Source organism: Microcoleus sp. N3A4 (assembly GCF_036701805.1).
In the GTDB taxonomy this organism is placed as follows: Bacteria; Cyanobacteriota; Cyanobacteriia; order Cyanobacteriales; family Microcoleaceae; genus Microcoleus.
In genome coordinates, this window is sequence record NZ_JAUBRJ010000022.1 from 69,128 (window position 1) to 93,945 (window position 24,818).

Annotated in this window: 13 protein-coding genes and 2 pseudogenes; 5 read left to right on the forward strand and 10 right to left on the reverse strand. The window is 47.1% G+C overall.

Annotation, left to right across the window (positions count from 1 at the left end):
• The 6 genes and pseudogenes from QUA56_RS15240 to QUA56_RS15265 all read right to left on the reverse strand — a co-directional run bounded on the left by QUA56_RS15240 (nucleotide 1) and on the right by QUA56_RS15265 (nucleotide 2,938).
• A complete protein-coding gene (locus QUA56_RS15240; protein WP_333358939.1) occupies nucleotides 1-354 on the reverse strand; it encodes a slr1659 superfamily regulator in 354 nt (117 codons plus the stop codon).
• Nucleotides 355-419: 65 nt separating this feature from the next.
• Nucleotides 420-1,028: a DUF6272 family protein gene (locus QUA56_RS15245; RefSeq protein ID WP_333358941.1), complete on the reverse strand. Its 609-nt coding sequence runs from the start codon at nucleotides 1,026-1,028 to the stop codon at nucleotides 420-422.
• 103 nt (nucleotides 1,029-1,131) lie between these two features.
• A complete protein-coding gene (locus tag QUA56_RS15250; RefSeq protein ID WP_333358943.1) occupies nucleotides 1,132-1,362 on the reverse strand; it encodes a hypothetical protein in 231 nt (76 codons plus the stop codon).
• Nucleotides 1,331-1,770 (reverse strand): annotated as a pseudogene (locus QUA56_RS15255) (IS1 family transposase); the annotation flags it as partial. The gene QUA56_RS15250 and the pseudogene QUA56_RS15255, both read right to left, overlap by 32 nt.
• Nucleotides 1,771-2,086: 316 nt before the next feature.
• Nucleotides 2,087-2,248: pseudogene (locus tag QUA56_RS15260) on the reverse strand (DUF4277 domain-containing protein); the annotation flags it as partial.
• Nucleotides 2,249-2,659: 411 nt separating this feature from the next.
• A complete protein-coding gene (locus QUA56_RS15265; protein ID WP_333358947.1) occupies nucleotides 2,660-2,938 on the reverse strand; it encodes a hypothetical protein in 279 nt (92 codons plus the stop codon).
• 738 nt (nucleotides 2,939-3,676) lie between these two features.
• Between QUA56_RS15265 and QUA56_RS15270 the strand changes: the two genes are divergently transcribed.
• On the forward strand, nucleotides 3,677-7,177 hold the full coding sequence (locus QUA56_RS15270) for a response regulator (RefSeq protein WP_333358948.1): 3,501 nt from the start codon (nucleotides 3,677-3,679) through the stop codon (nucleotides 7,175-7,177).
• Nucleotides 7,178-7,479: 302 nt separating this feature from the next.
• The gene (locus tag QUA56_RS15275) at nucleotides 7,480-8,325 is read left to right on the forward strand and encodes a glycerol acyltransferase (protein ID WP_333358950.1); all 846 of its coding nucleotides are present in this window, start codon (nucleotides 7,480-7,482) and stop codon (nucleotides 8,323-8,325) included.
• A gap of 513 nt (nucleotides 8,326-8,838) precedes the next feature.
• Here QUA56_RS15275 and QUA56_RS15280 read toward each other — a convergent pair.
• Together QUA56_RS15280 and QUA56_RS15285 are read right to left on the reverse strand one after the other, a co-directional pair.
• The gene (locus QUA56_RS15280) at nucleotides 8,839-10,224 is read right to left on the reverse strand and encodes an FAD-dependent monooxygenase (RefSeq protein ID WP_333358952.1); all 1,386 of its coding nucleotides are present in this window, start codon (nucleotides 10,222-10,224) and stop codon (nucleotides 8,839-8,841) included.
• Nucleotides 10,225-10,386: 162 nt separating this feature from the next.
• A complete protein-coding gene (locus QUA56_RS15285; protein ID WP_333358954.1) occupies nucleotides 10,387-11,508 on the reverse strand; it encodes an RNA-guided endonuclease TnpB family protein in 1,122 nt (373 codons plus the stop codon).
• Nucleotides 11,509-11,811: 303 nt separating this feature from the next.
• Between QUA56_RS15285 and QUA56_RS15290 the strand changes: the two genes are divergently transcribed.
• Nucleotides 11,812-14,913 carry an MFS transporter gene (locus tag QUA56_RS15290; protein WP_333358956.1) on the forward strand — a complete coding sequence of 1,034 codons (3,102 nt, stop codon included), beginning with the start codon at nucleotides 11,812-11,814 and terminating at the stop codon, nucleotides 14,911-14,913.
• Nucleotides 14,914-15,626: 713 nt separating this feature from the next.
• Here the strand turns inward: QUA56_RS15290 and QUA56_RS15295 are convergent.
• Nucleotides 15,627-15,926, reverse strand: a complete 300-nt coding sequence (locus QUA56_RS15295; RefSeq protein ID WP_333358958.1) for a hypothetical protein — start codon at nucleotides 15,924-15,926, stop codon at nucleotides 15,627-15,629.
• 636 nt (nucleotides 15,927-16,562) lie between these two features.
• Between QUA56_RS15295 and QUA56_RS15300 the strand changes: the two genes are divergently transcribed.
• Entirely contained in the window at nucleotides 16,563-21,119 is a 4,557-nt protein-coding gene (locus tag QUA56_RS15300) for a response regulator (RefSeq protein ID WP_333358960.1), read from the forward strand.
• 78 nt (nucleotides 21,120-21,197) lie between these two features.
• Here QUA56_RS15300 and QUA56_RS15305 read toward each other — a convergent pair whose 3' ends face one another.
• A complete protein-coding gene (locus tag QUA56_RS15305; RefSeq protein ID WP_333358962.1) occupies nucleotides 21,198-22,895 on the reverse strand; it encodes a glycosyltransferase family 39 protein in 1,698 nt (565 codons plus the stop codon).
• Between the two features lie 74 nt (nucleotides 22,896-22,969).
• On the opposite strand from QUA56_RS15305, the gene QUA56_RS15310 reads away from it, so the two are divergent.
• A complete protein-coding gene (locus QUA56_RS15310; RefSeq protein ID WP_333358964.1) occupies nucleotides 22,970-24,457 on the forward strand; it encodes a hypothetical protein in 1,488 nt (495 codons plus the stop codon).
• Nucleotides 24,458-24,818: the final 361 nt, after the last annotated feature.

The window sequence follows — 24,818 nt, forward strand, 5'->3', positions numbered from 1 at the left end:
CTACTCTAATTCGAGCTTCAAGGTTGGCAACAGCTTTTCTAAATTTTTGAGAGATTTCTGTTGCCAAGGAACATCATTTGAACCCAATACCAAAAGTTGAATCGTTTTCTTTTTCCGCACGCTAATGACAAACTTAGACAGCATATTGATACCAGAACTGTTAACAAATTCCAATTTTTTTAGGTTCAAGGTAATAGCAGGCGGTTCGGGATTGGCGACCTCATCTAACAACTCAATTATTGGTGCATACTCTGCCGGCCCGCCCAGGCTGAGTTCGCCTTGGAAAGTGACTGTCACCGATTCGCGATCGTACTGAATGCAGTAATCTTCACCTTTAATTTCTTGAATGCCCATAGTTCTTTGGTTTCCTGACTAAAATACTGCGATGCAAAAGAGAGTAAATATTGAAATGGTTGAAACTAGACCGTAATTTGAACCACAGTCGTAACAGCGATCGTATCACTGTCTGGCCTTGGCTCGAATTTCCAACCTATCTTAGCTGAATAGTCATTAATCATCGTCAGCAATCCCAATCCCGAGGTGTCGCTTTCAGATTCAGCATTCTTTTCAAGCTGCTGCAAATAAAGTTCATTGGGATCGGAAGCCAAAATTTCTTTAATAAACTCCTTCAACTTATTTGCGCCTTCTGGATTGACACTATTACTGGCAAAAATTACGGCCGTCACTTCTGTTTCACCAATAAAGTGGATGCCAAATTTGACTTTGTAATTGGTATCATCCTTATTAAATTTTATCGCATTTTCTAACAGTTCGTTGGCGACGTAGCTCACAGCTCCCTTGCTTTGTTTAACCCGTTTCTCGCTGCTAGCATCCTCTGCATCCACCGGTAGAAAGCTGGACAAATAATCGGCTACAAAATGAGCTGACAGCCGGTTGTTGCGCCAACGCTGCTGGATGGGGCGAGAACTCGGCGTAAAAGTAAGTTCTAGGGAGTCGTGTTCCGGTGGAAATTGGTCGATAAATTCTCCACAAATTTGTGTCACAGTTTGTAAGCTTCCAGATGTCATTATTTTTATCCCTCCAATTGATGTGTTAATGTCACTTTTCGGTAAATTTCCACACGCCATTCCAGTTAGCGCGAATACTATTTTCTAACAGTTCTTGGATGCGTTATAGGTAAAGTTGGCTGGGTTTGTCATCGGGATTTAGAGGCACTATCTGTTCAAAGCAAACTTTGGCATTAGCAAAATTTCCCTGACAATATTGTTCGAGTCCTTCCTTAAAAATAGGCACAGTTTGAATTTTGAACGATCGCACTGGTTCTACTTCAACATCTGGTAGTCCTGCATAGCAAGGAAAATCCAGGGTTTTAATTGATAGATCGACTGGCGTTATACTCATGAATAAAATACCAAATAGCCCCAATATGATTGGAGAGTTTTTTGGAGAATGAAAGAGTTTTTCTTGCCCTACTAGATATGCTTTGTCTCATCGTATTATTAAATCTTTCTATGGAGTTTGTCAGACCAGTCTCCTTTCCTACTGCCTTGTGTCTTTTTTGAGGAAAAACTGTGACCTACGAAAAGACAAAAGTCTGTATAACTTACGGCACATTGACTCTGGAACAGGTGGCACAAGAATCCCATAATCCTCGATCGCCAGCTCGATCTCTTTTGCCAATATACACTCCTACAATTTATGAAAGTTGATACATCAATTGCGAGCTCTTTCCACTGCTTGTTATCCTTATTGCCTACAAATGAATGACCGCAGTTCATCACATTGAATTGTGAGCTTCCCTTTCTTTTTTGACAATCAAGCATCCAGGATACAAGCCCCCGGATTCATCCGTGGATAAATAAAAAACCTGTATCCGATAAAGGAGCCCCCGAATTTATTCGTGGGGTGAATGCTTCAATTCTTTAATCTAAAATCTAAAATCTCAAATCTCAAATCGATTGACTCATTGTCTTCCAGAATCTCGACGACATTTAAAATTTTGCTAATCGCTAGCGAGTGCGACCATTTTTCAACCTGGTATTCAGAGTTACACTTGGGACAGTTCATAAGCTGAAATATAAAGAATAAAATTCTAACACATTTTCATTGCTATGCAGGACTACCTGATAATCATGGCTTTAACTACCAAGCCGGGGCTGACAATTTCACCTGGTTGTTCGCCTACTAATTCATTGATTTTTTGGACGATACCTAGGTCATCAACTAGACCAGCTACTAAGCCCAAATGGTCTAAGTTTTCTACTGCCATCTCAGATGCTTTCTGCATGGGCTGCTGAATCCTGATTTGAACATTCATAGCGATCGCCAGTTTAGACTATTTTTGGTGATGATTGACTACTGCTCGCGATCGCAATTAACGCATTTTCCTCATGAATCATGTTACCGCTGGGTAATAAACTTGGTTTGGGATTTGGAGCGATGCCTACGGCAAGCAACGCTTACGCATTTTTAACAGAATCAGATTTAACTCATGCCCGAACCTGAATTTTCAAGAATGGACAACTAGGTGATGCTGAGCGACACCTAGTTTTGGGTATTTCTACTCACTATGCTCTCGACTGACTCACTTTGACCCGCTCAACCCGTGTACGATGCCCTTTGGGGGTGCGGAATGTGGGTTAGAACGGCGGAATGTCAACCGTCAAGCGGTAATTGAAAAACTCAACGACTGGCCAGACTAACACCGGGCGCGATCGCGCGTCGGATGTTCATCGCCGGCCCCGGGCCTGGCAATCGAGCTTTCAGCAGTTCTGGGCAATCCATCGCCCGTCCCCGATCGAACCGGCCTTACCTGTTGCGCCCGAGGGTACTGTCCAACCGTCCAATTAAAATTTGGATGCCTGAAAACAGTCTGCAGTGATTTTCCCCCGTCGGCTCGATATTGGGCTGCGATACTGTGCAAAGAGCGATCGAGACCTTCAAAACCTCGATTGAGCTGATAGACCGGTTTCCACAAAGTACATCCCTAGCTAAGATTAACAGATGGAGGCTCGGGCTTGCGGTGAAACACCGCAGTAATTGGCTGGTCAAAGGTCTGCAGGAGGTACAAAAAATGCCGCGCTGGGGGGAAAAGTGCAAGTCTAACTCAAATGGTACAGTAATTGCGTCACCGCACTCAAAGCCTCTGCGGTCTGTCAGCCACCCCCGAAGATCGGTCAAGGTCTTTATGCCGGTTCGCGAGCCGTATCCTTGGCTGACTGTTAAAATGGCTGTCACCTCTGGGGAAAAATACAGGTGAAGAGGTTGGTTGTCTATTGTATGGTGGTGCGGGCAGTTTTCACATACCAAATAAAACAGGCAGAGGATCGACAATAACACATAAATTTGGCAAATCAATTCACAATCAGGACGGTTATTCCTATGTATTATGAGATATCCAGACGGCAATTTCAAGTGCCGGATTCATGTTTTATCTGCTGCAGAGAGGTGAGGGAGCGAGGGTATTTGCGGCGAAACGAGTTTATGTGAATATCATTAAATAATAAAATTGGGGTGCACGACAGACAACTGTGGCTTAGAAGAATTCCGAATAGAAAGCTCAGACACTAAAAATCAAGGTTAATTTTTGCTTCGGCTTGCCTCACAACAACTTCAAATTCACGAATTATTGTGACTTCAGCAACAGAAACCGGCGAATTCTTCCTTTCATCAGACTTATTAAATCGAACAGCCCCGGGGCACAGGAGAACGGTGCATGAATTCCCAAGAAAATCCTAAGTTAAAAATTCTGATCGTCGATGACGAACCGGATAACCTCGATTTGCTTTACCGCACCTTCCATCGAGACTACAAAGTGCTCAGAGCTGAATCTGGCCCCGCCGCCCTCGAAATTTTGGCAAAACAGGGAGAAGTTGCCGTGATTATCTCCGACCAGCGAATGCCAAAAATGAGCGGTACGGAGTTTCTCAGCCTGACGGCGGCTCAATACCCCGACGTGATCCGAATTATTTTAACTGGCTATACAGATGTTGAAGATTTAGTAGAAGCTATTAACGCTGGCAAAGTATTCAAATACGTTACCAAGCCTTGGGATGCTGAAGAACTCAAAACTCTTGTCAGTCAAGCTGTTGATACTCACAATATCCTGAAAGCGCGCACCAATGAACTGCGCCGGGCTCTCTCGCAAGAATCGCTGCTTTATGCCGTTACAAATACTATCCGATCGGCTCCCAATTACCAGCAAATGCTGCAAAGAATTGTCGAAACCGTCGGGCAGATGTTTGAGGTGAGTTGGTGTCTGCTGCGGCCGTTCCAAGACGGTCAGGTGGCCGATGAGTGGTTCGTTTACCAGAAGGAGGATGCTGAAGCCAGACCCGGAGATGATGCAGCAGCCGAACTGTCCCCGGATTTGCTGCGGGATTTGGTTTGGGAAACTCGGGATGTGGAGGTGATTCAAGATGCCCAAACTGACGATCGAGTTTTAAACTGGAACAATCGGCAGCGACAGCAAGCTTATCAAGCTGCGAATATTCGATCGAGCTTGATCGTACCCCTGTTTTATAAAATGGAACTGATGGCTGTCTTGGCGCTGCACCAGTTCGATCTACCGCGCCAGTGGCAAGACCACGAGGTACAGTTGGTAATTACGGTAGCCGACCAAGCGGCTTTGGCGCTTTCTCAAGCCCGGGCTTACGAAAAGGTGCGGGCGCTGGCAAAGCGCGAGGCATTAGTCAATACTATTACTACGGCAATTCGATCGAGCCTCGACCCCCAAAATATTTTTGCAGCCATTACTCAACAGCTCGGCCAAGCTTTGCAAGTTGACGGCTGCGCCCTATCTCTGTGGACAGAAGATGATGAGTACGTCCAGTGCGTGGGGCTCTACGACACCGCTAGGGATACCGTGGCTGTAGAACAAGGTTTTAACCATCCAGAGGTAGTTGGGAACCCTCCAAGCCCTGATATAGCTTCTGCTATTGCTGCTGGGAACGCTCGCGGCTGGGTTTTTGCCCATCCTTCCCTACCGCAGTCTTTGGTACCGATTCGCGGCAATCCGGTGTTGCTGCAAGTAATGGTATCAAAAGAGCCGGTGGCGATCGAAGACCTCCACGAACACCCCGAGTTAAATGTTACAGAACTGCAAGTTCGATCGCCCGCCCGCGCCCTATTAGTCGTTCCCTTGCTCTCAGAAGGCAAAATCATCGGCAGCATTTCCCTGCGCCAAAATCGGATCGTCCGCCGCTGGAACCTCTCAGACATTGACCTAGCTCAAATAGTGGCAACTCAAGCTGCTCTGGCGGTGCAGCAGTCGCGCCTGTACCAGACTACCAGACAGCAGGCAGAACGGCTTCTAGAAGCCGATCGGCTCAAAACCGAGTTTTTCCAAAATATCTCCCACGAATTCCGCACCCCTCTAACACTAACTATCGGCCCTCTAGAATCAGCTTGCGGCCGCAAAGAAGACTTGCCCTACGAACAAGCCGTAATCGCTTTGCGAAATTCCCGCCGCCTCCTGCGCTTGGTAAATCAACTGCTGGACTTGCAGCGGCTCGATGCCGGACGGATGCAGCCTAGTTTTCGCCCCTGCGATTTGGTCGGTTTCTGTTACTCCACCGCAGAGTCGTTCCGCGCCTACTGCGAAAAAAAAGGACTCCACTTAATTACCCAACTGCAAGAATGTCCTTTACTTTATTTGGATATTGAAAGATTTGACAAAGTTATTTACAACCTGCTATCAAATGCTGTCAAATTCACCCCAGAAGGGGGAAATATCACCCTGACAGTTGCATCGGCCGGCGCTCACTGCTTGTTGCAAGTAAAAGACACCGGCATCGGCATTCGCACCGAACAAATTCCCTATTTGTTCGAGCGCTTTCACCAAGCCGAAGGTTCTGCCAGCCGTTCCTACGAAGGCAGCGGTTTAGGTTTGGCACTTGTCAAAGAATTAGTCGAACTCCACGGCGGTCAAATTTCCGTCGAGTCAGTTTACGGCGAAGGTACTACTTTTAGCGTTTGGCTGCACTTCGGTTCGACTCACTTGCCCCCAGAACAGGTACTAGAAATACCTGCAGAGTTTCACTCATCCAAAGCTTCGGTGGAACTGGCAGATGTTGAGTCTGATTTGTCGGAAAATGAGGCAGAAAATCATAACTTTGAGGCGCTAGGAGCGGTAAGTTCAGAAACAGCAGCGGCGACGGTTTTGGTAGTTGACGACAATCCAGATTTGCGCTTTTATGTGTCGGGAATTTTGCGAAATTCCGGCTTTGCAGTTTTGCTGGCCCGCAACGGAGAAGAAGGATTTGCCGTGGCAAAAAACCGCCGTCCAGATTTAATTGTAACGGATTTGATGATGCCTTTGCTCTCGGGTTTGGATTTGATTCGGATGATTAGAGAGGATGAGGAATTGCAGGGAACTCCGGCAATTTTGCTGACTGCTAAAGCCGATGAAGATACTCGAATTGAAGGAGTAGAACGGGGTGCTGACGCTTATTTGTCCAAGCCTTTTAACGATCGCGAATTGTTGGCGGAAGTGCGGAATTTGATCGCCCTCAAACAAAACGAGCGCCGAGTGCAGCAGTTGAACAGTTATTTAACTGAGTCGGTGCTGCGCCGATTTTTGCCGCCGTCGATGGTGAAGGCCGCAGCGGCTGGAGATTTGGCCCTAGATTTGCGCCCGGAACCGCGATTGATTACTATTTTGTTTAGCGATATTGTCGGTTTTACGGAAATGGCAAATACGCTGCGCTCGCGTCGGGTGGCTGAACTGTTGAATGAATATTTGGCGGCAATGACTAAGGCTATTTTTGACAGCGGCGGTACGGTTGACAAGTTTGTCGGAGATGCGGTAATGGCTTTCTTTGGCGCCCCGGAGGAACTAACGCCTAACGAGCAAGTACGCCGCGCTATAGCTGCTGCAAGGCAAATGCTGCAAGCTCTGAAGGAGCTTAACAAGGGCTGGTTGGAGCAGGGAATTGTGGGAGAAAATGGGGTGCATCCGGTGCGGTTTCGCTGCGGAATTCACCAGGGTACTGCGGTGGTGGGGATGTTTGGTGGCCCCGACCGATCGGATTATACTGCGATCGGGCCGAGCGTAAATATTGCCGCCCGCTTGCAAGAGGTGGCGCAACCAAACACCGTGCTAATTTCGGCTGCGGTTGCAGATTATGTTGAGGAAGGTCGAATTATTAAATATAAGCCGCTGAAACTAAAGGGAATTGATGAAACGGTATTGACTTTTTTACTTAATTGTGATTAGTTGTTGGTTGTTTGTGATTGGTTATTTGTGGTTGGTGATTGGTTAAATGGAGTCAGAGCGATCGCTTATATTTATTGTTTAATACGAGTGATTGTTGAGTGCGAGCTTCTAGCTCGCGAGCTAGAAGCTCGCACTCAAATGATAACTGATTAACCGGACATGATATTATTGGTTACTTGCTACCAATGCTTTTCGACCCAATCCTCCATACTTCGACTACGCGCTACTACTTCCAATTCCCAATTCCCAATACTTCGGCTACGCGATCCTACTTCCAATTCCCAATTCCCAATATTTTTAAAGTGACAAAAACTACTCAAAAAAAATCCTCTAACTATCCCTTTGACGGTTTATCTTTGGACGATCGCAATCCCGACTTCATTAAACTTTTGCTGCCAGTCTGGGAATGGCTGTACCGCTACTATTTTCGCGTACAAAGCGACGGCTGGCACCACGTCCCCGCGAGCGGAAAAATGCTCGTTGTCGGTTCTCACAACGGGGGAATTGCGACTCCAGATATGTTTATGTTCCTATACGAATGGTTCCGCAGGTACGGTACGGAACGCTTGGCATACGGATTGATGCACCCGACGGTTTGGAAGGTTTCTCCTGATGTTGCTAGCATGGCGGTTCAGTGCGGCGCCCTGAAGGCGCATCCGAAAATGGCGATCGCAGCTTTGCGAAAAAATGCCCCGGTTCTCGTCTATCCGGGCGGCGCAGAAGATACTTTCCGCCCCTATCACTTGCGAAATAAAATCTACTTTGCCGGACGCAAGGGATTTATTAAATTAGCCTTGCGAGAAGAAGTGCCAATTGTACCAATTATATCGCACGGTGCCCACGATACTCTGATAGTTTTGGCGGATTTTTACGAACAAGTTAAGCAATTGCACGAATGGGGGATGCCGTGGTTGTTGGGCATCGATCCGGTGGTATTTCCGGTGTATTTGGGATTGCCTTGGGGATTGGCTATTGGGCCTTTGCCACATTTGCCTTTTCCCGTGCAAATTCGGACTCGCGTCTGCGAACCGATTGTATTTGAGAGGTACGGTAAGGAGGCGGCGGGCGATCGCGATTATGTCGATGCTTGTTTCGATTTAGTTACCGCCCAAATGCAAGAACAATTAGATTGTTTGGTTGGAAATTGAGAATTGCACAAATCTATATAGATGCAGAAACCGATTTTTTTTACGACAATTATAGCGTGAAGTACAAGAGATATGGGTAAAAAACCAGGTTTATTGAGTTTTTTGGGGCAAGTCCTGACTGCAAACAATTTTTGAAATAAATCTAATAATAATTTATTTCAAAAATCGACAATTGGGGTACAAAATCGGATTTTACCCATCTTATTACCTCAAATATCTGAAAACCTCAGTCGCCCAAGTTATGTTTTTTATCATGCAGTTTCGAGCAGACATAATATGGGAGCATCTCAGTTTTGCATTTATAGTGCGAGCTTAAGAGCTCGCGATTTGTAGAATACGCGAGCTCTTAAGCTCGCACTATAATAAAAAAAATGCTTTTTGCAAAACTGAGATGCTCCCCATAATATTAGGTTAAATAAACGCAGATGAATTTATATTCATCTGCGTTTATCTCCCTTTATCGGCGGTGAGCAAATAGAATTGGCAAAAATAACCTGATTCTGTATAAACTCTTTATATTAATTCTGCCTTCTGCCTTCTGGTGACTAATTGCCCGATCGCCTTAACCGCAATACTGGGATGAAAAAGTACAGCCGGCGACTCAATCATGTGCAGAACTTCCAAAAATGCTTGACAAACTTTAGCATCTGAGACCAGCACTTGTAACACCAGATCCATGTAATCAATTGTCAGCCGCGTAGCAAGGTTTAGTTTTGCACCCGTACTTCCCCGATAGCGGGAATCCTGACTGATGGCAAACGTCCAAGGAATAGTGTGTAATTTTGCTAGGTTTTGTTGAAATTGTCGCGCCAAGCCTGTTAAATCGCCTTCTGGATACCGCTCTCTTTGCTTTTGCAGGCATCCATCTAGCATCTGAGCATCCAGTGCAGCAACGGTCATTCCCTGACCGTAAACCGGGTTGAAAGCGCAAACTGCATGACCGATAATTATTAAGTTTTCAGGGTAACGACGGAGGCGATCGTAGTGGCGCAAACGGTTTTCCGTACCTCGATAACTATAAATAGGTGTGATGGCTTCTGCGTCTTTAATCGCATCATAAATTGTCGGGGTTGGCAGAGTGCGGGCAAATTCTAGAAAACCTGCTTCCTCGGCGGGGGGATAATCGCGATCGCCCCCGCCGAGAGTCACCAGCCAGCGATTGCCTTCGATCGGGAAAATTGCACCGCCGCGAGTGCGAAATGGGGGTGCTGTTGACACAAATACTGGCGCTGTGTCTGACAATTTACCGCTGCATTTATAGATGCGGGTGGCATAGCCGACAAAAGCATTGATTACGGTTTCTTGCGGAGGTTCATAGCCCAAACTTTTCAACCATTGAGGTGTTTTGGAAACTTTGCCACCAGCATCGACTACTAAATCTGCATTCAAATTTTGTTCGTGAATATTGGCTGGGTTTTGGCGATCGCGAAAACGCACCGACACGCCAGTAACCTCCGCGCGCGAGGCATTCGCCAGGAACCCAGTTACTGTGCCTCCTTGGAGGAAATGCACGTTCGTATTTTCAGCCAAGCGGCGGCGAATTTGCCAATCAAGTAAATCCCGACTGAACATAATTAAATCATTGAGATCCGGGCTAAATTGCGGGGCAAAACCCGCCGGACTAAACCACGCGATCGACCTCGGATCTAAACTAGGAGCACCAGCAGCTACCAGTTCGTTTTCCAAACCGGGAAAAAACTCTTCTAGGATGATTTTCCCCCGATTTAAAAGGATGTGAAGGTGACAAGATTGAGGAATTCCGGGGCGAGGTGCGGGTTTTTCTGGAAAAAAATCTCGTTCAACAATACTTACTCGGTCAAAGTGTTTTGCTAATACTCTAGAGGCAAACAGTCCTGCTAAACTGCCGCCAATAATAATTGCATGACTTTCTCGCTGCACTATCGAATTCCTTAAAAGCGAATTTCCTATGGCATTGGTTGATGAATTGCGAACAATTTGTCTGGGCTTCTGTGCCGACTGCTTCGTAAAACTTACCTAAACTTATCTAAAGCCATCTTTAGATACAATTCATGTTTACTTCCTACGCTGTTGGGTAGACGGCTAATCCCAAGATAAGTAGGCTATCCCCCTGGCTGCCGAGGGTTCCCAGTTTAAAATGTTCAGACTTGCATTCAAATCGCGATCTAAAGATATGCCACAAACAGGACAGTCGAAAGTCCGAATGCCTAGTGGCATATCTTTTTTAGTGCCACAATTCGAGCAAGTTTTAGTGCTGGGGAACCATTTGTCTACCAGCACTAAATGTGCCCCATACATTTTGCACTTATAATCGAGTTGGCGTTTGAATTCGTAAAACCCTAGATCCGATATTGCCCCGGCTAACTTGTGATTCGCCATCATTCCTTGAACGTTCAAGTTTTCAATCTTGATTAGCTTAAAAGTTTTGGCTAAATAAGTTGTTAACTTGTGAAGGAAATCTAAACGAATACGAGCTATCCGTGCGTGAAGTCTGCTGATTTTATGGTAGGTTTTGCGCTGACTTTGGGAGCCTCTTATCTGTTTTGAGGCTTTGCGTTGCAAGGTAGCAAGCTTGGTTTTCGCTTGTTTTAACGGCTTTGGTGCATCAAAGACCTGTTGGTTTGACAGGGTGGCCGCATATTTAATGCCCACATCGATTCCTACAGAGTTCTCAGGCTGTCGAACTGGCAAACGTTCTGCATCAATGCAGAAGGACACAAACCAGCGACTTCCTTCTTTTGAAATCGTAAAAGTTTGAGATACGAATCCGCATTCTAAGGGTTCATAAAGTCGAAAACTTCCCAAGGTAGGAATCTTGATTGTACTGCCAGCAGCCAATAAAACTTTGCCGTTAGACGAATCGACCGTAAAAGATTGACCGGATCGGCGACGAGCAAATTTCGGATGACCTGCTTTCCCCGAACGATACCTACTAAAAGCATCTTTCAAGTCAATCAAAGCGTTTTGATAAACTCGACTAGATAACTGGTTCATCCAACCAAATTTAGGCTGTTTCTTGACGTAGTTGGTGAGAACTTTTTTAACTTCGTTGAGCACTTTCGAGTCTGTGAATTGCCCCTCGCTATACATTTGAGTCCGCAAGGTTAACCCAAAGTTAAATACTACGCGCCGGAATCCTGCGTGTCTTGCCATCAAAGTCGCTTCGTTGTTATTCAGTTTGAGCGCTCGTTTGAGGGCAAACACAAAACTTCCTCTCAATCATTAACTATGGAGAATTTTAGCAAACTATTTGGCACTTAAGTATTGCTCTTAATATCGATCGACCACAGATTCTCCTCTGCGATTATTTTAATCAGACTTACATACCACAAATATTCCTAAATTGATAGCCGGCCGCAGACATATTTATACACTTCCAACTGTAGGGGGATGCTTTAGCTCGTCAATCAGGTGATGCTTGCCATTGGGGGCATGAGTCTAAAACTATATAATTAGTCAACTCGCGCCAACGATCGGGCGCACCCACCCTTTAACGAGGAATATACTATGTATCAAAATTTCCCAATAAATCCACAACTGTATAACATCGGGTTCTGGCTGGCCCAAGTGCCAGTAGAGCAGACTACTACAACAAGCAGAGTAGAGGACGCAGCACTCCTCTATTCGGGGCCGCAATTTTTTATCGCCCTAATCGCTGGAGTCGTACTCGCCTGCGCTTTCCAACTTTTGCTAACAAATTTATCAGTAGCCGCGGGCCTTTCCTACATGGGACAATCCCACGACGACGGCCACAACTCGGATAGCGGGGGCTCCCCAGTCCGCCACATCGGCCGAAAGGTAGGCACTTGGACGCTAATCACTGTCACCGTCGCCCTATTCTTCGCTTGCTTGCTTGCAGTTAAGCTCAGCTTGATTAGCAGTCCCGGTTTAGGTGCGATCGTCGGTTTAGTCGTGTGGGCTGCCTATTTCTCGCTACTCGTCTGGGTGAGCTCCACCACCGTCGGTTCCCTGATCGGTTCCGTCGTCAATACCGCGACATCAGGCGTTCAAGCCATTTTCGGCACCGCAGCGGCGGCACTCGGCGCGAAAGCAGCCAGCAACCAAGTCGTCGCTACAGCGAAAGCAGCAGCAGCAGCAATGGGCCAGGAACTCGGTAGCGCGATCGACCCTACAAGCTTGCGAGAAAACGTCGAAGACTACATCCAAAGCCTCAAACCGCCTGAATTAGACATCAAAGGGATGCGTAGCGAATTTGAAAAATTGCTCAACGATCCCCAACTCAAAGCAATTGCTGGTGAAAATTTGCCGAATCTCGATCGGCAAACTCTCGTAGATTTAGTAAGTTCGCGATCGGACTTGTCAAAACGCGACGTAAACCGGATTGTAGACCAACTCCAAGATGCTTGGAAACAAGTAGGAAAACAAGGGCAGCCATCAGACGGGATCGCCCAATTGGTAGACTATCTCAAATCTGCCAAATCGGGAGATTTGGTCTCAGATACGCTGACAAGTAGGGTAGAAAAAGTCCTCGGAAATCTGGGCGGTCAAAATCCCGGACAAAGCCCCACAATGATGTCCCAAGCAACGACAATGGCAGTCAATGCTTTAATGGGAGTAGTTTTGGGTCGCACGGATATTTCCGACTTGGATGTTGAAAAAGTAATGGGTCAGCTCAAAGTAGCTAAAGACAAAGTTAGCCAGCAAGCTGATAAAATTACCGCTCAAGTCAAAGGCGAACCCGAAACTTACAGCCCCATTCGCGCCGACGTAGAAAACTACTTGCTCAACACTTATTCGTGGCAGATGAACCCGCAAGCGATCGAGCGCGAATTTCGTGACGTACTCTACGATCCTACCGCAGATCCGGGAACTGTGCGCCGCGAATTAGAAAAACTCAAACAGTCTAATTTTGCCGAAATCTTAGCCAGTCGAGGCGTTTTTACCCAAGACAAAATTAAAGAAATTTCCCAGGAATTAGAAGCAATTAGACAGCGAGTTTTACAAACCGCGATCTTTGCCGAGGAGCAAGAAAAAGCTCGCGATTTGCAGTGGCGGGTGGAAACTTATTTGAAGCTGACGCCGAAAGAGGAACTGACAGCAGCAGGTATCGGGAGCGATTTCAAAAAAATCTTAGAGGATTCCGATGCAACTTACGAACAGTTGCGCGATCGGCTTTCTCCTTACACCCGCGACAGTTTCGTGCAAATTCTTAGAGGTCGCGAAAACTTCGGCTTCCAGGAAGTAGAACAGATTGTTAAAGAGTTGGAAAGGACGCGAGATGTAGTCTTAGCAGATGCCAAAGGTCTGCAAGAAGCAGCGCAAGTCCGACTAGACAACCAGTGGCAAAAATTGCAAGAATACTTGAATTCTACGGGCAAAGAAGAACTCAATCCCGAAGGCATCAAGCGCGATTTGAAAACGCTGCTGGACAACCCGGAAGCGGGAATGTGGGCGCTGAGAGCTAGAGCTTCTCGCTTCGATCGCGAAACTTTGGTAAAATTGCTATCTCAGCGGAAAGACCTCAGCGAAGACCAAGTAAATCAGCTTCTCGATAGCGCCGAACAAAATTGGCACAGTGCGCTGCAGGCGCCGCAAAAGTTGGCCGAAAAAGCTAAGGATCAGTACGACAATACCACCACCGCGCTTGCAGATTACCTTCGCAATACTGGCAAATCAGAACTCAATCCAGAAGGGATTAAGCGGGATTTGACCAAACTGCTGGAAAATCCAAAAGAAGGAGCTTTAGCGCTGCGGGGCCGCCTGTCTCAAGTCGATCGCGATACTTTGGTAAAACTGCTTTCTCAGAGAGAAGATTTGACCGAGGAACAAGTCAATCAAATTATCGACCAAGTGCAGGATACTCTCGGCTCGATCGTGAAAGCGCCGCGCCGTTTGGCAAAGCGGATGCAAAGCCAAGTGCAGGATTTTCAGAGTGTTTTAGAAGATTATTTACGCAATACGGGCAAGGATGAATTAAATCCCGAAGCCATCAAGCGCGACTTGCAACTGCTGCTGCACGACCCAAAAGTCGGCGCTTACAGTTTGGGCGAGCGGCTGTCGCACATCGATCGAGATACAGTTGTTTCTCTGTTGTCTCAGCGGCAGGATATTTCTGAAGCAGAAGCCAGTCGCATTGTCGATGGAGTTTTGTCGGTGCGCGACGAGTTCGCACTGCAAATTCAGAAAATACAGGAGCGCATTCAGTCGGTAATTGACGGGATTCTCGGCAAAGTTCGGGATTACCTCAATTCGCTCGATCGCCCTGAACTCAACTACGAAGGCATTACGCGGGACGTGCGGAAGTTATTTGACGATCCGCAAGCCGGATTTGACGCTTTGCGCGATCGGCTGGGTCACTTCAACCGCGATACTTTAGTAGCACTAATTAGTTCCCGCGAGGACATTTCCGAAGCAGATGCCAACCGCTTGATCGACCAAATTGAGAGAAGCCGCAACAGCGTCTTGCAAAGAGCAGAACGCTTGCAGCAAGAAGCGCAGCTTCGCCTCGAAAGCATCAAATTACAAGCCGAAAAACAAGCAGAAGAAACCCGGAAAGCAGCAGAAGTTGCTTCTTGGTGGCTGTTTTTCACCGCTCTTTCTTCAGCCGTCGCAGCAGCAGGCGCCGGTGCTTTAGCCGTCATCCGGTAAACAAGACTAAAGTTGCGATCATCGGATTGCAGATAGTGCCTGATGTGAGTTTATACTGACATCAGGCACTATTTTTATTAAAGGATTTTATCGTGGGGTGGGGGCGGGTTTAGGAATGAGAATTAAATAACTTACACTCTTGAAAGTGGGGAGTAGCGGTTGGGCTCTTATAGCCCGCCCTTTTTGGACGGGCGGGACGCCCATCCCACCATAACAATTAAAATTGTAAGTTATTTAATTCGCGATCCTTAGTTAATTTGTTGGCAGTAAGCTGTCGCGCAGTTAAATTGCATATTCTCCGCGGGCGGGACGCCCACCCCACAAGAGTTGGATTGTTTTTTGACATACAATTTAAATGCCGCAACAGCTTATTGAAGGTTATTAGTAAACCCGCTCCTCTAGGTTTTTTGAAGAGAGTAAAACCTATGAATTTATACATCTTACAGCATATTCCATGTATGTGCGGTACACACAATCTTGTCGCAAGTAAGGTGCGTCGCCACGCATCAATCTGCAAGTTCCATTAAACACGAGCAGCGACGCACCCTACATAACACGTACCGCACAATATAGCTTTATAGTGTACTTCACGAACCACCGAATATGCTGTATCTTTTTCTCTTGAGGTAAACGAAAAGTCTGCGGATATTAATTACTTCTGCTATAGCAATTTTTTCGTCAGTTATGAACGTGGTTCAGGCTTCGACGCTGGATTAGCTTTTCGACCCATTCCACATCTCCTGCAAGGATTGCTGTAGAAGGACAAAAATCAAAAAAAGCTTCTGAAATGAAAACTTTTTTGCGGGTTCAACTAAAAGCCCCAGTCCGCTCTCTGCCCAATATTTTTTAGCTATAGTAATAGTTAGGGCGATCGACCCAGCACCAAGTTCTTCCAACGGCCCGCCGCCCTGTACACAGGCCCTATTAAACGCTAACTGTTTTGAGTTCGATCGCCCGTTTCTTTTGAAAATGCCGATCGTCAGGTCATAACTGGTAGGTAATAGGTTGTGCATAATAGGGAAGTACCCACACTCTCCCGCTCACGCGGTACAGCCTGGGCTTCGCATTTCATCCGCCGTTACCAGAGATCGGGACTTCCGAAGAAGTTCGTACCCAGTACGATCGCGGTCTTACACAGCGTTGGGAGGTTTGACAACTCGTGTCCTCACTCCCACAGTGCCGAAACACGCGATTTGTACTATAGCCTTTGTCAGTAACATGAGGTGCACGCTTGATAAGCGGGCATAGGGCAGGGCATAGGGCATAGGGCATAGGGCATACCTCACCAAGATTGAGAACTGCTATAGATCCGATTTCCTTAGCGAGGAATCTGCGGGGCGTGCTCGTTTCGCCGCTCCTTTCCAGGAGTGCGAACCACCCCCAAGAACACTCCTGGAGGGACTCGCTCGACTTTCATCCACGCGCTAACTAAATAGTGTGGGGATTCTCGTCTGCCTAGCTAAAGGTGTGGAAATACTATACTGACTGTGGGGGGCGACATACGCGATACCTTGGAAATACCAAGGGTTTTTCCTACTCAGCCCACAACAGTCAAAACACGCAGGCTCTGCGATCGCTAATGCTAAACAACCTACGTCTCAAACCTCCCCAGGCTAGTTGCCTAGTAGCACCGTGAGGAGGGCGACGCCATGCAACTCCGAAAAAAAACACTATTAATCATCGGTGCAGCACTGATCAGCCTGATTCTGGTTCTCTATGCCACTGCATCAACCATTTTGCTGCACGATTTTCACAACCTGGAGGCACAGTACGTCCGCCAGGATGTCGCGCGGGCTTTGGACGCATTGGATGACGACTTGTCGAATTTAAACACCAGCGCCCAAGATTACGCCGAGTGGGACGATATATACTCTTTCGTTGATACACGGAACGAAAATTTTGTCAAGTCAAATTTTGTCGATTCGACATTTGTTTACTTGAGACTAAACTTATTGGTGCTGCTGGACTCCAGCGGTAAGACTATATTCAGCAAAGGTTTCGACCTGAAATCCCAAACAGAATTCCCGATTCCCGAAAGCTTAAAACAGCACTTGACCGACGCGCTGCTAGACTCCTCGACAGTAGCAGGCGATCGCTCCCCCGCCAAAACAGGCGTCCTCACCCTGCCAGAAGCCACGCTGCTGATTGCTTCAAAGCCGATTTTCAACAGCAACGCCCAAGGCCCGCCGCGCGGGACGCTGATCCTGGGACGCTACCTCGACAGCAGCGAAATCGGTTTGCTTTCAGAACTGACTCACCTGTCAGTGGATTTTAGATTGCCGAGTTTAGATTTTAAAGTGGGAGCCACGAACTACTCCGGGCACGGCGCCAAGGCGATGGCTCGATCTAGGCAAGAGTTGGAAAATCTCAAACTAAAAATTTCCCACCTCAAATCAGTAGAAATTTTAGTCGAGCCGCTCAGTGACAGCTTAGTCGCAGGATACGCCCTGATTCGCGACATCCACGGCAACCTAGCGCTGCTGCTGCGAGTAGAGGCAGAGCGCATCATCTATCGCCAAGGTCAGGCTACCTTGGAGCTGTTTACCTTATCAATACTGGCAGTAGGTTTAATATTTAGCGCGATCGCTCTGCTGTTGCTAGAAAAATTAGTGTTGGCGAGATTGGCTTCCTTGAGCACCAGCGTCAGCAACATCGCAGCCAACGGCGACCCAGACTTGCGCGTTGAAATGGCCGGAGCAGATGAACTCGCAAGTTTGGCCGACACCATCAACCGAATGCTAGAAGCATTGAGCAATTCTCAAGTCGAACGCTTAGAGAGCGAAGACCGCTATCGGTTGATGGCAGAGAACTCAACCGACATGATCACCAGACACAACCCCAAAGGCGTGTTTCTTTACGTCTCGCCAGCCAGCCGCGCTTTGCTGGGATACGAACCTTCGGAACTCATCGGCCGCGTCCCCAACGATTATTTTCACCCCGACGATTTAGAAACCATCGCCAAAGCTCACTGGAAAGTCCTGGCACTCCCAGTTACTTACACCGTCAGCTACCGCATCCGCCGCAAAGACGGCAAATACATTTGGTTTGAAACCACCGGCCGCACGATCGGCGATCCCGAAACCGGCGAAGTGCAAGAAATTATCGGCATTTCCCGCGACATCAGCGTCCGCAAGCAAACAGAACAAGAACTGCGAGAAAGCGAAGCTGCAATTAAAGCTTTGTACCAAGTGACTTCGGCTCCCCGTACAGACCCGCTCAACCGCCTCTCTACCTTTGATTTGCGCCTCCAAGAACTGCTGGCAATGGGATGCCGGCAGTTAGGCCTGTCGGTGGGAATTTTGTCGTGCATTCAAGGCGACAACTATCAAATAATGGCTGTTGAGTGTCCCGACGGGTCGATCGTCAAAGAACAAATCTATGATTTGGAAAACACCTTCTGCGTGGCTACGGCTATGGCAAAAGAACCGATCTACTTTGAGTCGGTGAGATTTTCGGGTTTATCCTTCAAGACGGACGATCCTGCCTTCAAAATCGAAGCTTACATGGGCATTCCCGTCACGGTGGCAGGTGAAGTTTACGGCACTCTGTGCTTCTTTTCTCCGACTCCTGTGACAGAACCGTTCCGAGTTGTAGACAGAGAGTTGGTGAAACTGATGGCTCAGTGGGTGGGAAGCGAACTCGAACGCCAGCAAACAGGCGTAGATTTGGCAAAAGCTCGCGACCAAGCACTGGCGGCTACTAGAGCCAAAAGTGAATTTTTAGCCACGATGAGCCACGAAATTCGCACTCCGATGAATGGAGTCATCGGCATGACCGGTTTGCTGCTGGATACCCGCTTAACTCGCGAACAGCGCGATTTTGTAGAAACTATCCGCAGCAGCGGCGATGCCTTGCTGACGCTGATCAACGATATTCTAGATTTCTCGAAAATTGAGTCGGGCAAATTGGACTTGGAGGAACATCCGTTTGACATCCGCACTTGCATTGAGGAATCTCTAGACTTGGTAGCTGCCAAGGCGGCACAAAAAAAACTGGAAGTGGGTTACTTGATCGATCGTACAGTACCGACAACGGCGATCGGCGACAGCACCCGCTTGAGGCAAATTTTAATCAACTTGCTCAGCAATGCTGTTAAATTTACCGAAGCTGGAGAAGTGGTGGTTTCGGTGACGGCAAAAAAGATTTCACTGTCGGCGGCCAACGCTAAAGAACCGCCAGCAATTAATGGCGAACCACTAGCAATTAACCAAGCATACGAAATACAATTTGCGGTCAAAGATACCGGTATCGGCATTCCAAGCGATCGCATGGATCGGCTATTTAAATCTTTCAGCCAGGTTGATTCTTCAACGAACCGACACTACGGCGGTACCGGATTGGGTTTGGCAATTAGCAAGCGTTTGGCCGAAATGATGGGCGGCAGGATGTGGGTGGAAAGTATGGGTAGTCTGGCGGGCAATCCTCCCGCAGATTTTATAGCCACAGTTTTTGATGTGGAATGGGGAGAATCTTGCGAAATTGCCGAAAAATATTGCTCTGGGAAATCTTTACTCAGCAGCAAGCCGATCGGCCAAAATCTCACATCCGTTGGCTCTACTTTTTATTTCAGCACGATCGTTTCTGGCTCCAACAGTTCCTTGCCCGTTAACTTGAGCAATTCTCAACCTGAATTAGCTGGCAAGCGAGTCTTAATTGTCGATGACAATGCTACCAACCGCCAAATTTTGACTCTCCAAGCTCAGTCTTGGGGAATGGTGGCTAAGGCTTCAGCTTCGGCTCGTTTGGCTTTAGATTGGCTCGCTGCTAAAGAGGTATTTGACTTGGCAGTTTTGGATATGCAAATGCCAGAAATGGACGGGTTGGCTTTAGCAGCGCAAATTCGCCAGTATCCTGATTGCGAAAAGTTGCCGTTAGTCATGCTAACTTCGATCGGCAGGCAAGAAATGAACACCCCTGCTGAGGTGGATTTTGCTGCTTTTTTAAACACGCCGATTAAACAATCTCAGCTTTACAATGTTTTAATCAATATTTTTGGAAAACAGCCAACTGAAATTAGAGTGCAGCGCACCAGCGGGCCTTTCTTGCAAAGCATACCCGTGCTGGCTTTGCACTTACCCCTGCGGATTCTGTTGGCTGACGATCATTTGGTGAATCAGAAGGTGGCTTTGCAAATTTTGCAGCGGATGGGGTATCGCGCTGATGTTGCGGGAAACGGTATAGAAGTGCTCGAAGCTTTGCGCCGCCAGCCTTACGATGTGGTGCTGATGGACGTGCAAATGCCGGAAATGGACGGTTTGGAAACTACCCGCCACATCCGCGAGCAATTTTCAGAAGATTTCACCTTAGAAAATCCCAGGGGAGAATCAGAAGTTTCAACAACAGACGAGCAATCTAATAATTTAAACTCGACAAACAATCCCACGGGAGAATCAGAAGTTTCTGCAACTGAGGATGAGCAATCTAACAATCCAAAATCCAAAATCCAAAATCAAACATTGACGGATGAGCAATCTAACAATCCAAAATCCAAAATCCAAAATCTAAAATCAACTAGGCCTTGGATTGTAGCGATGACGGCAAATGCGATGCAGGGCGATCGCGAAGAGTGCATGGCTGCAGGGATGGACGATTATTTGAGCAAGCCGATCGAAATTGAGGAGTTGGTTCGAGCTTTGAGCGCGTGTAAATCTCGATTGAATGGGGAGTTCGATCGCGCGCAGCCGATTTTTTGTTTGAACTCGCAGGCCGAACAGATAGGAGGAACGAGTGAATTAGAAGTGCGATCGAATGGGGCTTTTGCGGGAAATCAACAACTGACAATTCCCAATTCGCACGCAGTCGTCGGGTGCGGTGAATCAAATCTCGTCGATCCGGCTTTGTCAGATAGCCGCGATTCCCTGAGTGCCAAGATTATAGAGGGACTGCGAGAAGTGGAAGCTTTGGACGAGGCGATCGAGATTTACCTCGAAACAGCTCCCGAACTGCTGCGAGGCATCTCTATAGCCCTGGGCAACGCCGATCCGCTGGCTTTGCGGCGATCGGCTCACTCTTTGAAGTCGATTAGCGGTACTCTCGGTGCTTTTCGCTTGTTTGAGCTGTGCGAGGAACTCGAAATCCTCGGCCGCATCGGAACAGAGGCGAATCAGCCTTTACCTGCTCGGGCCTGCCCGCTTTTAGAACAGGTTGAGGCCGAGTATCAAAGAGTTGAGGTGGCGTTGAAAATAGAAAGGCAGTATGTTAACTAAGCTGTTGCGGCATTTAAATTGTATGTCAAAAAACAATCCAACTCTTGTGGGGTGTCCCGCCCGCCCTGAATATGCAATTTAACTGCGCGACAGCTTATTAACTTGCTTTTTAGTTACCAAAACCCAATCGTCCGCTGTTTTGACAACCTCAGCATTCTGCAAATCTAGATGTTTGAGAACTGGTTTTTCTAACAGAAAATAAGGTTGAGCAAGAGTTTGCCATTTCTGTTTGAGTGTCTGCCCGTCGGCGACAATAACTTGGCGGTTGCTGTAAAAATTCAGCGAGGGACGGGGCAAACGGTGAGAAGTAAAAACCTCTTGACCGGCTGGGGTTCCTGTGCGGACAATTTCGGCGATCGGCTTCACAGGATAATCCTCCGCCAGTTCCCAAACCCAGCGATCGGAGGCGACAAATACCAATAGCGAAACGTAAGTTCCCCAAATTAAAACTAATAAAAACTGACGGTCTTTGCGGTGCAGCAGCACGGCTGAAATTGTCATTGTCAAAGCTACAAACATCAGCATTAACTGCAAATCTCGCTCGATCGGCGCAATTTGTCCTCCGAGGCGCACCCAACCGCCGAAGTAGACACAACCAGCGGCAGCAACTACAGCCAGCAGCCCCAAAATCGCCGGATGAGGCAAAAAAGATAAAGCATCAAAAGATTCCTCAGCTCGCTCTTTAGCTGCATCTTTTACGGGATCTTCCGGCACTTCCATTTGCTCCCAAACTTCAGCGAAATAACTGCCAACTGCTAGGGCAAAAGCTGGATAAATCGGCAAAACATACCAAGGCAATTTAGTATTCATCACCGAAATAGCCAGCAAATAAAATCCGCTCCAAACTAAAATTAATTTGGGCCCAGCAAAACTGCGATTTTCCCAACTCAAACGCAGTCCTTGCAGACAAAATAACTGCCACGGCCAAGCTGATTCTAAAATTTCTAAAAGATAATACCAAGGCGGGCCTTTGTGATTCCCTACAGGTTCCGAAATGCGCCGGAAAGATTGGCTAACTAAATTTGTATCGATAAAGTCTTTACCGTAGTGCAGCCATTGGGCAAAATACCAAGCAGCTACTGGGAAAGTGCCGATCGCCAATCCGCCCCAAAGATACCCAGAAGTCAGGAGTCGCGGGGTATCCCAAACCAGGAACAAAAACCCGATCGCCCCCAGTAGCAGCCCCAACATCACGCCCTTAGTCAGGCAAATCAGCCCGAATCCAATGCCCGCAGCCAAAGCGTAGCGCAAATCGCGGCGCGATCGCAGCAAACACCACATCGCCACCAGCAAAAAACACAAAACCGCCCCATCCAACATTGCCAAACGCCCGTGTCGCACCACCGGCATCAGCGTCAGGTAAACTAAAGCTGAAAAAATCGCGATCGCCCGTTTGGGAAACAATTCCCTCCCAATGGCGTAAAGCATGGGCACTGAAGCGGCCGTCAGCATCGCCGGTATCAACCTCGCCGTAAATTCGCTGACACCACCGGCGGCAAAACACAGCCCCATCAGCCAGTGTACCAGCGGCGGCTTGTTCAAATAAGGCATTGTGCCGATCGTCGGATACAGCCAATTTAATTTGCCGCCCCAGATTTCGCGGCCCACTTGGGCCACAATGCCTTCATCCCAATCCCGCAAGGGTACACCACCGAGATTCAGCCCGAAGATTAGTACAGCAGCGAACAGAAAAGCCAGCATCCACAGTTTGTCTGTAAAGCTGTCATTCCAGCGACTTTTCGGTTTGCTGGCCAGGGATGGAAAGATTTCTGACATAAGTTAAGAGAGTTTTTAGCGTCCCAAACTGAAGGTAAACTTAGATAGCAGTTATTTGCGACTAGGAAAATACCATGAACTTGCCTGTAATTATAGATATTATCATTGGCTTAGTATTTATCTACCTGACTTTAAGCTTGCTAGCTTCGGAAATTCAGGAACTGATTGCTACTGTTTTGCAGTGGCGGGCGCAACATTTAAAGAAGTCGATCGAAGTCCTGATTTCTGGCGGCAGCGAAGGCGTGAAAGATCCGGTGCAATTTCAGCGAGTCGGACAGTTGGCTAATTCGATTTACACCAATCCGATTATCAAGGATTTAAATCAGGGAGCGAAAGGGCTTTTCTCAGAGGGAGTCCGCTCTGTTACGCACCGCTTGGGGGATTTTTACCGCCTAGTTACTGGCACTAAGAATGTTTTCGGCAATAAATCAAGTGGGCCTTCTTATATTCCAGCAGAGTGTTTTTCTGCTAGCCTTTTGGATACTTTAAAATTTTCTAGTGTGATGGGTTCCATTTCTAAAATTCGCTTGGAAAATTTTAAAAACTTACTGTTAGCACAAATTAAAATGATTGGAGATGGTTTGAATCTGCCGGAGTCTACTAAACCGATTATCGAGCAAGAATTTGGCTGGCTGACGGCGGAGTTTAATCGAGTGGTTGAAGATTATAAAAACGATTTAGGAAGTTTGAACAACAGCTTGGATCGGATGTCAGAAAAGCTAGGATTTTATATTAAAGATTCTCAAGTTTATCTACCAGAAACCGAGCTGGGAGGTAGAGAATTTCAGAGGCAGATGGCATTTGTCAAGGCTAGTTTTGACAGCGAATTTGAGCGGGCGGCGCTGCGATCGCAACTGCAACCGAATTTGAGCAATCTGTTAAATACTGTTAGGAAAAGTCAGGATACGCTAGCAGAAATTATGGAGGAGAAAGAGGACAGGCAGATTTACAAACAAATTCAAGAAACTTTGGACAGTATGCCAGAATCATTGAAACGCAGCCTTTATATTTTAGCGCAGCGCGCTGAAAAAGGCGGCGGAGATACTCAAGAGCAGTTGCAGCGGTTTCAGCAAGAAATAGAAATTTGGTTTGACCAATCGATGCAGCGTGCTTCTGGCGTTTACAAGCGGAATTCCCGAGGGGTGGCGATTTTGCTCGGAACTGCGATCGCTGTCGCTGCTAATGCTGATAGCATTAATATTATTAATCGGTTGTCGAAGGATTCGATGCTGCGATCGACTGTTAATTTGTACGCTCAGCAGTTGGTGGAAAAAAATGCTCAGGCTAAATTAGATAATTTAACAAGTCTGAGAAAAGTTCAAAAAGATGTAGATATAGCTTTGGATAATGTAGCTCTGCCTTTTGGATGGAGCGAACCGAACAGGTTAAAAATAGATGCGCGGGGCAATTTATTGTTGCCGGCTTTTATGGCAAAATTGTTTGGTTGGATATTGAGCGGCGTAGCTATTTCTATGGGAGCTGGTTTTTGGTTCGATGCGCTCAACAAGGTTATTAATATTCGCAATGCAGGGAAGAAACCGCCATCTTCCACAGAATCTTGAGCTGTGCAGTTTCCCCGCCACTAGACTAACTGTCATATAGCAATCCTACATCAGTTGCGAACACATCGGGCTTCACCAATCGTGAGTAGGTTGGTATTAATTCAGATGTGAGTTATAAATTTTTGTGAATCATTTAGGATTGCGATAAGAGCGCTAAACAGAACTAGATCGGACATAATTCCGAATTAAAAGGTATGTAGTTGCGCTTCAGCGCTCTTTCCTAAGCTATAGCAATCATACATCAGTTGCGAACACATCGGGCTTCACCAATCGTGAGTAGGTTGGTATTAATTCAGATGTGAGTTATAAATTTTTGTGAATCATTTAGGATTGCTATAAGAGCGCTAAACAGAACTAGATC

What these genes read in the sequence shown, in the direction of transcription:
- QUA56_RS15240 (WP_333358939.1), bottom strand. Translation starts at nt 354, where the DNA reads ATGGGCATTCAAGAAATTAAAGGTGAAGATTACTGCATTCAGTACGAT.
- QUA56_RS15245 (WP_333358941.1), bottom strand. Translation starts at nt 1,028, where the DNA reads ATGACATCTGGAAGCTTACAAACTGTGACACAAATTTGTGGAGAATTT.
- QUA56_RS15250 (WP_333358943.1), bottom strand. Translation starts at nt 1,362, where the DNA reads ATGAGTATAACGCCAGTCGATCTATCAATTAAAACCCTGGATTTTCCT.
- QUA56_RS15270 (WP_333358948.1), top strand. Translation starts at nt 3,677, where the DNA reads ATGAATTCCCAAGAAAATCCTAAGTTAAAAATTCTGATCGTCGATGAC.
- QUA56_RS15290 (WP_333358956.1), top strand. Translation starts at nt 11,812, where the DNA reads ATGTATCAAAATTTCCCAATAAATCCACAACTGTATAACATCGGGTTC.
- QUA56_RS15295 (WP_333358958.1), bottom strand. Translation starts at nt 15,926, where the DNA reads ATGCACAACCTATTACCTACCAGTTATGACCTGACGATCGGCATTTTC.
- QUA56_RS15300 (WP_333358960.1), top strand. Translation starts at nt 16,563, where the DNA reads ATGCAACTCCGAAAAAAAACACTATTAATCATCGGTGCAGCACTGATC.
- QUA56_RS15305 (WP_333358962.1), bottom strand. Translation starts at nt 22,895, where the DNA reads ATGTCAGAAATCTTTCCATCCCTGGCCAGCAAACCGAAAAGTCGCTGG.
- QUA56_RS15310 (WP_333358964.1), top strand. Translation starts at nt 22,970, where the DNA reads ATGAACTTGCCTGTAATTATAGATATTATCATTGGCTTAGTATTTATC.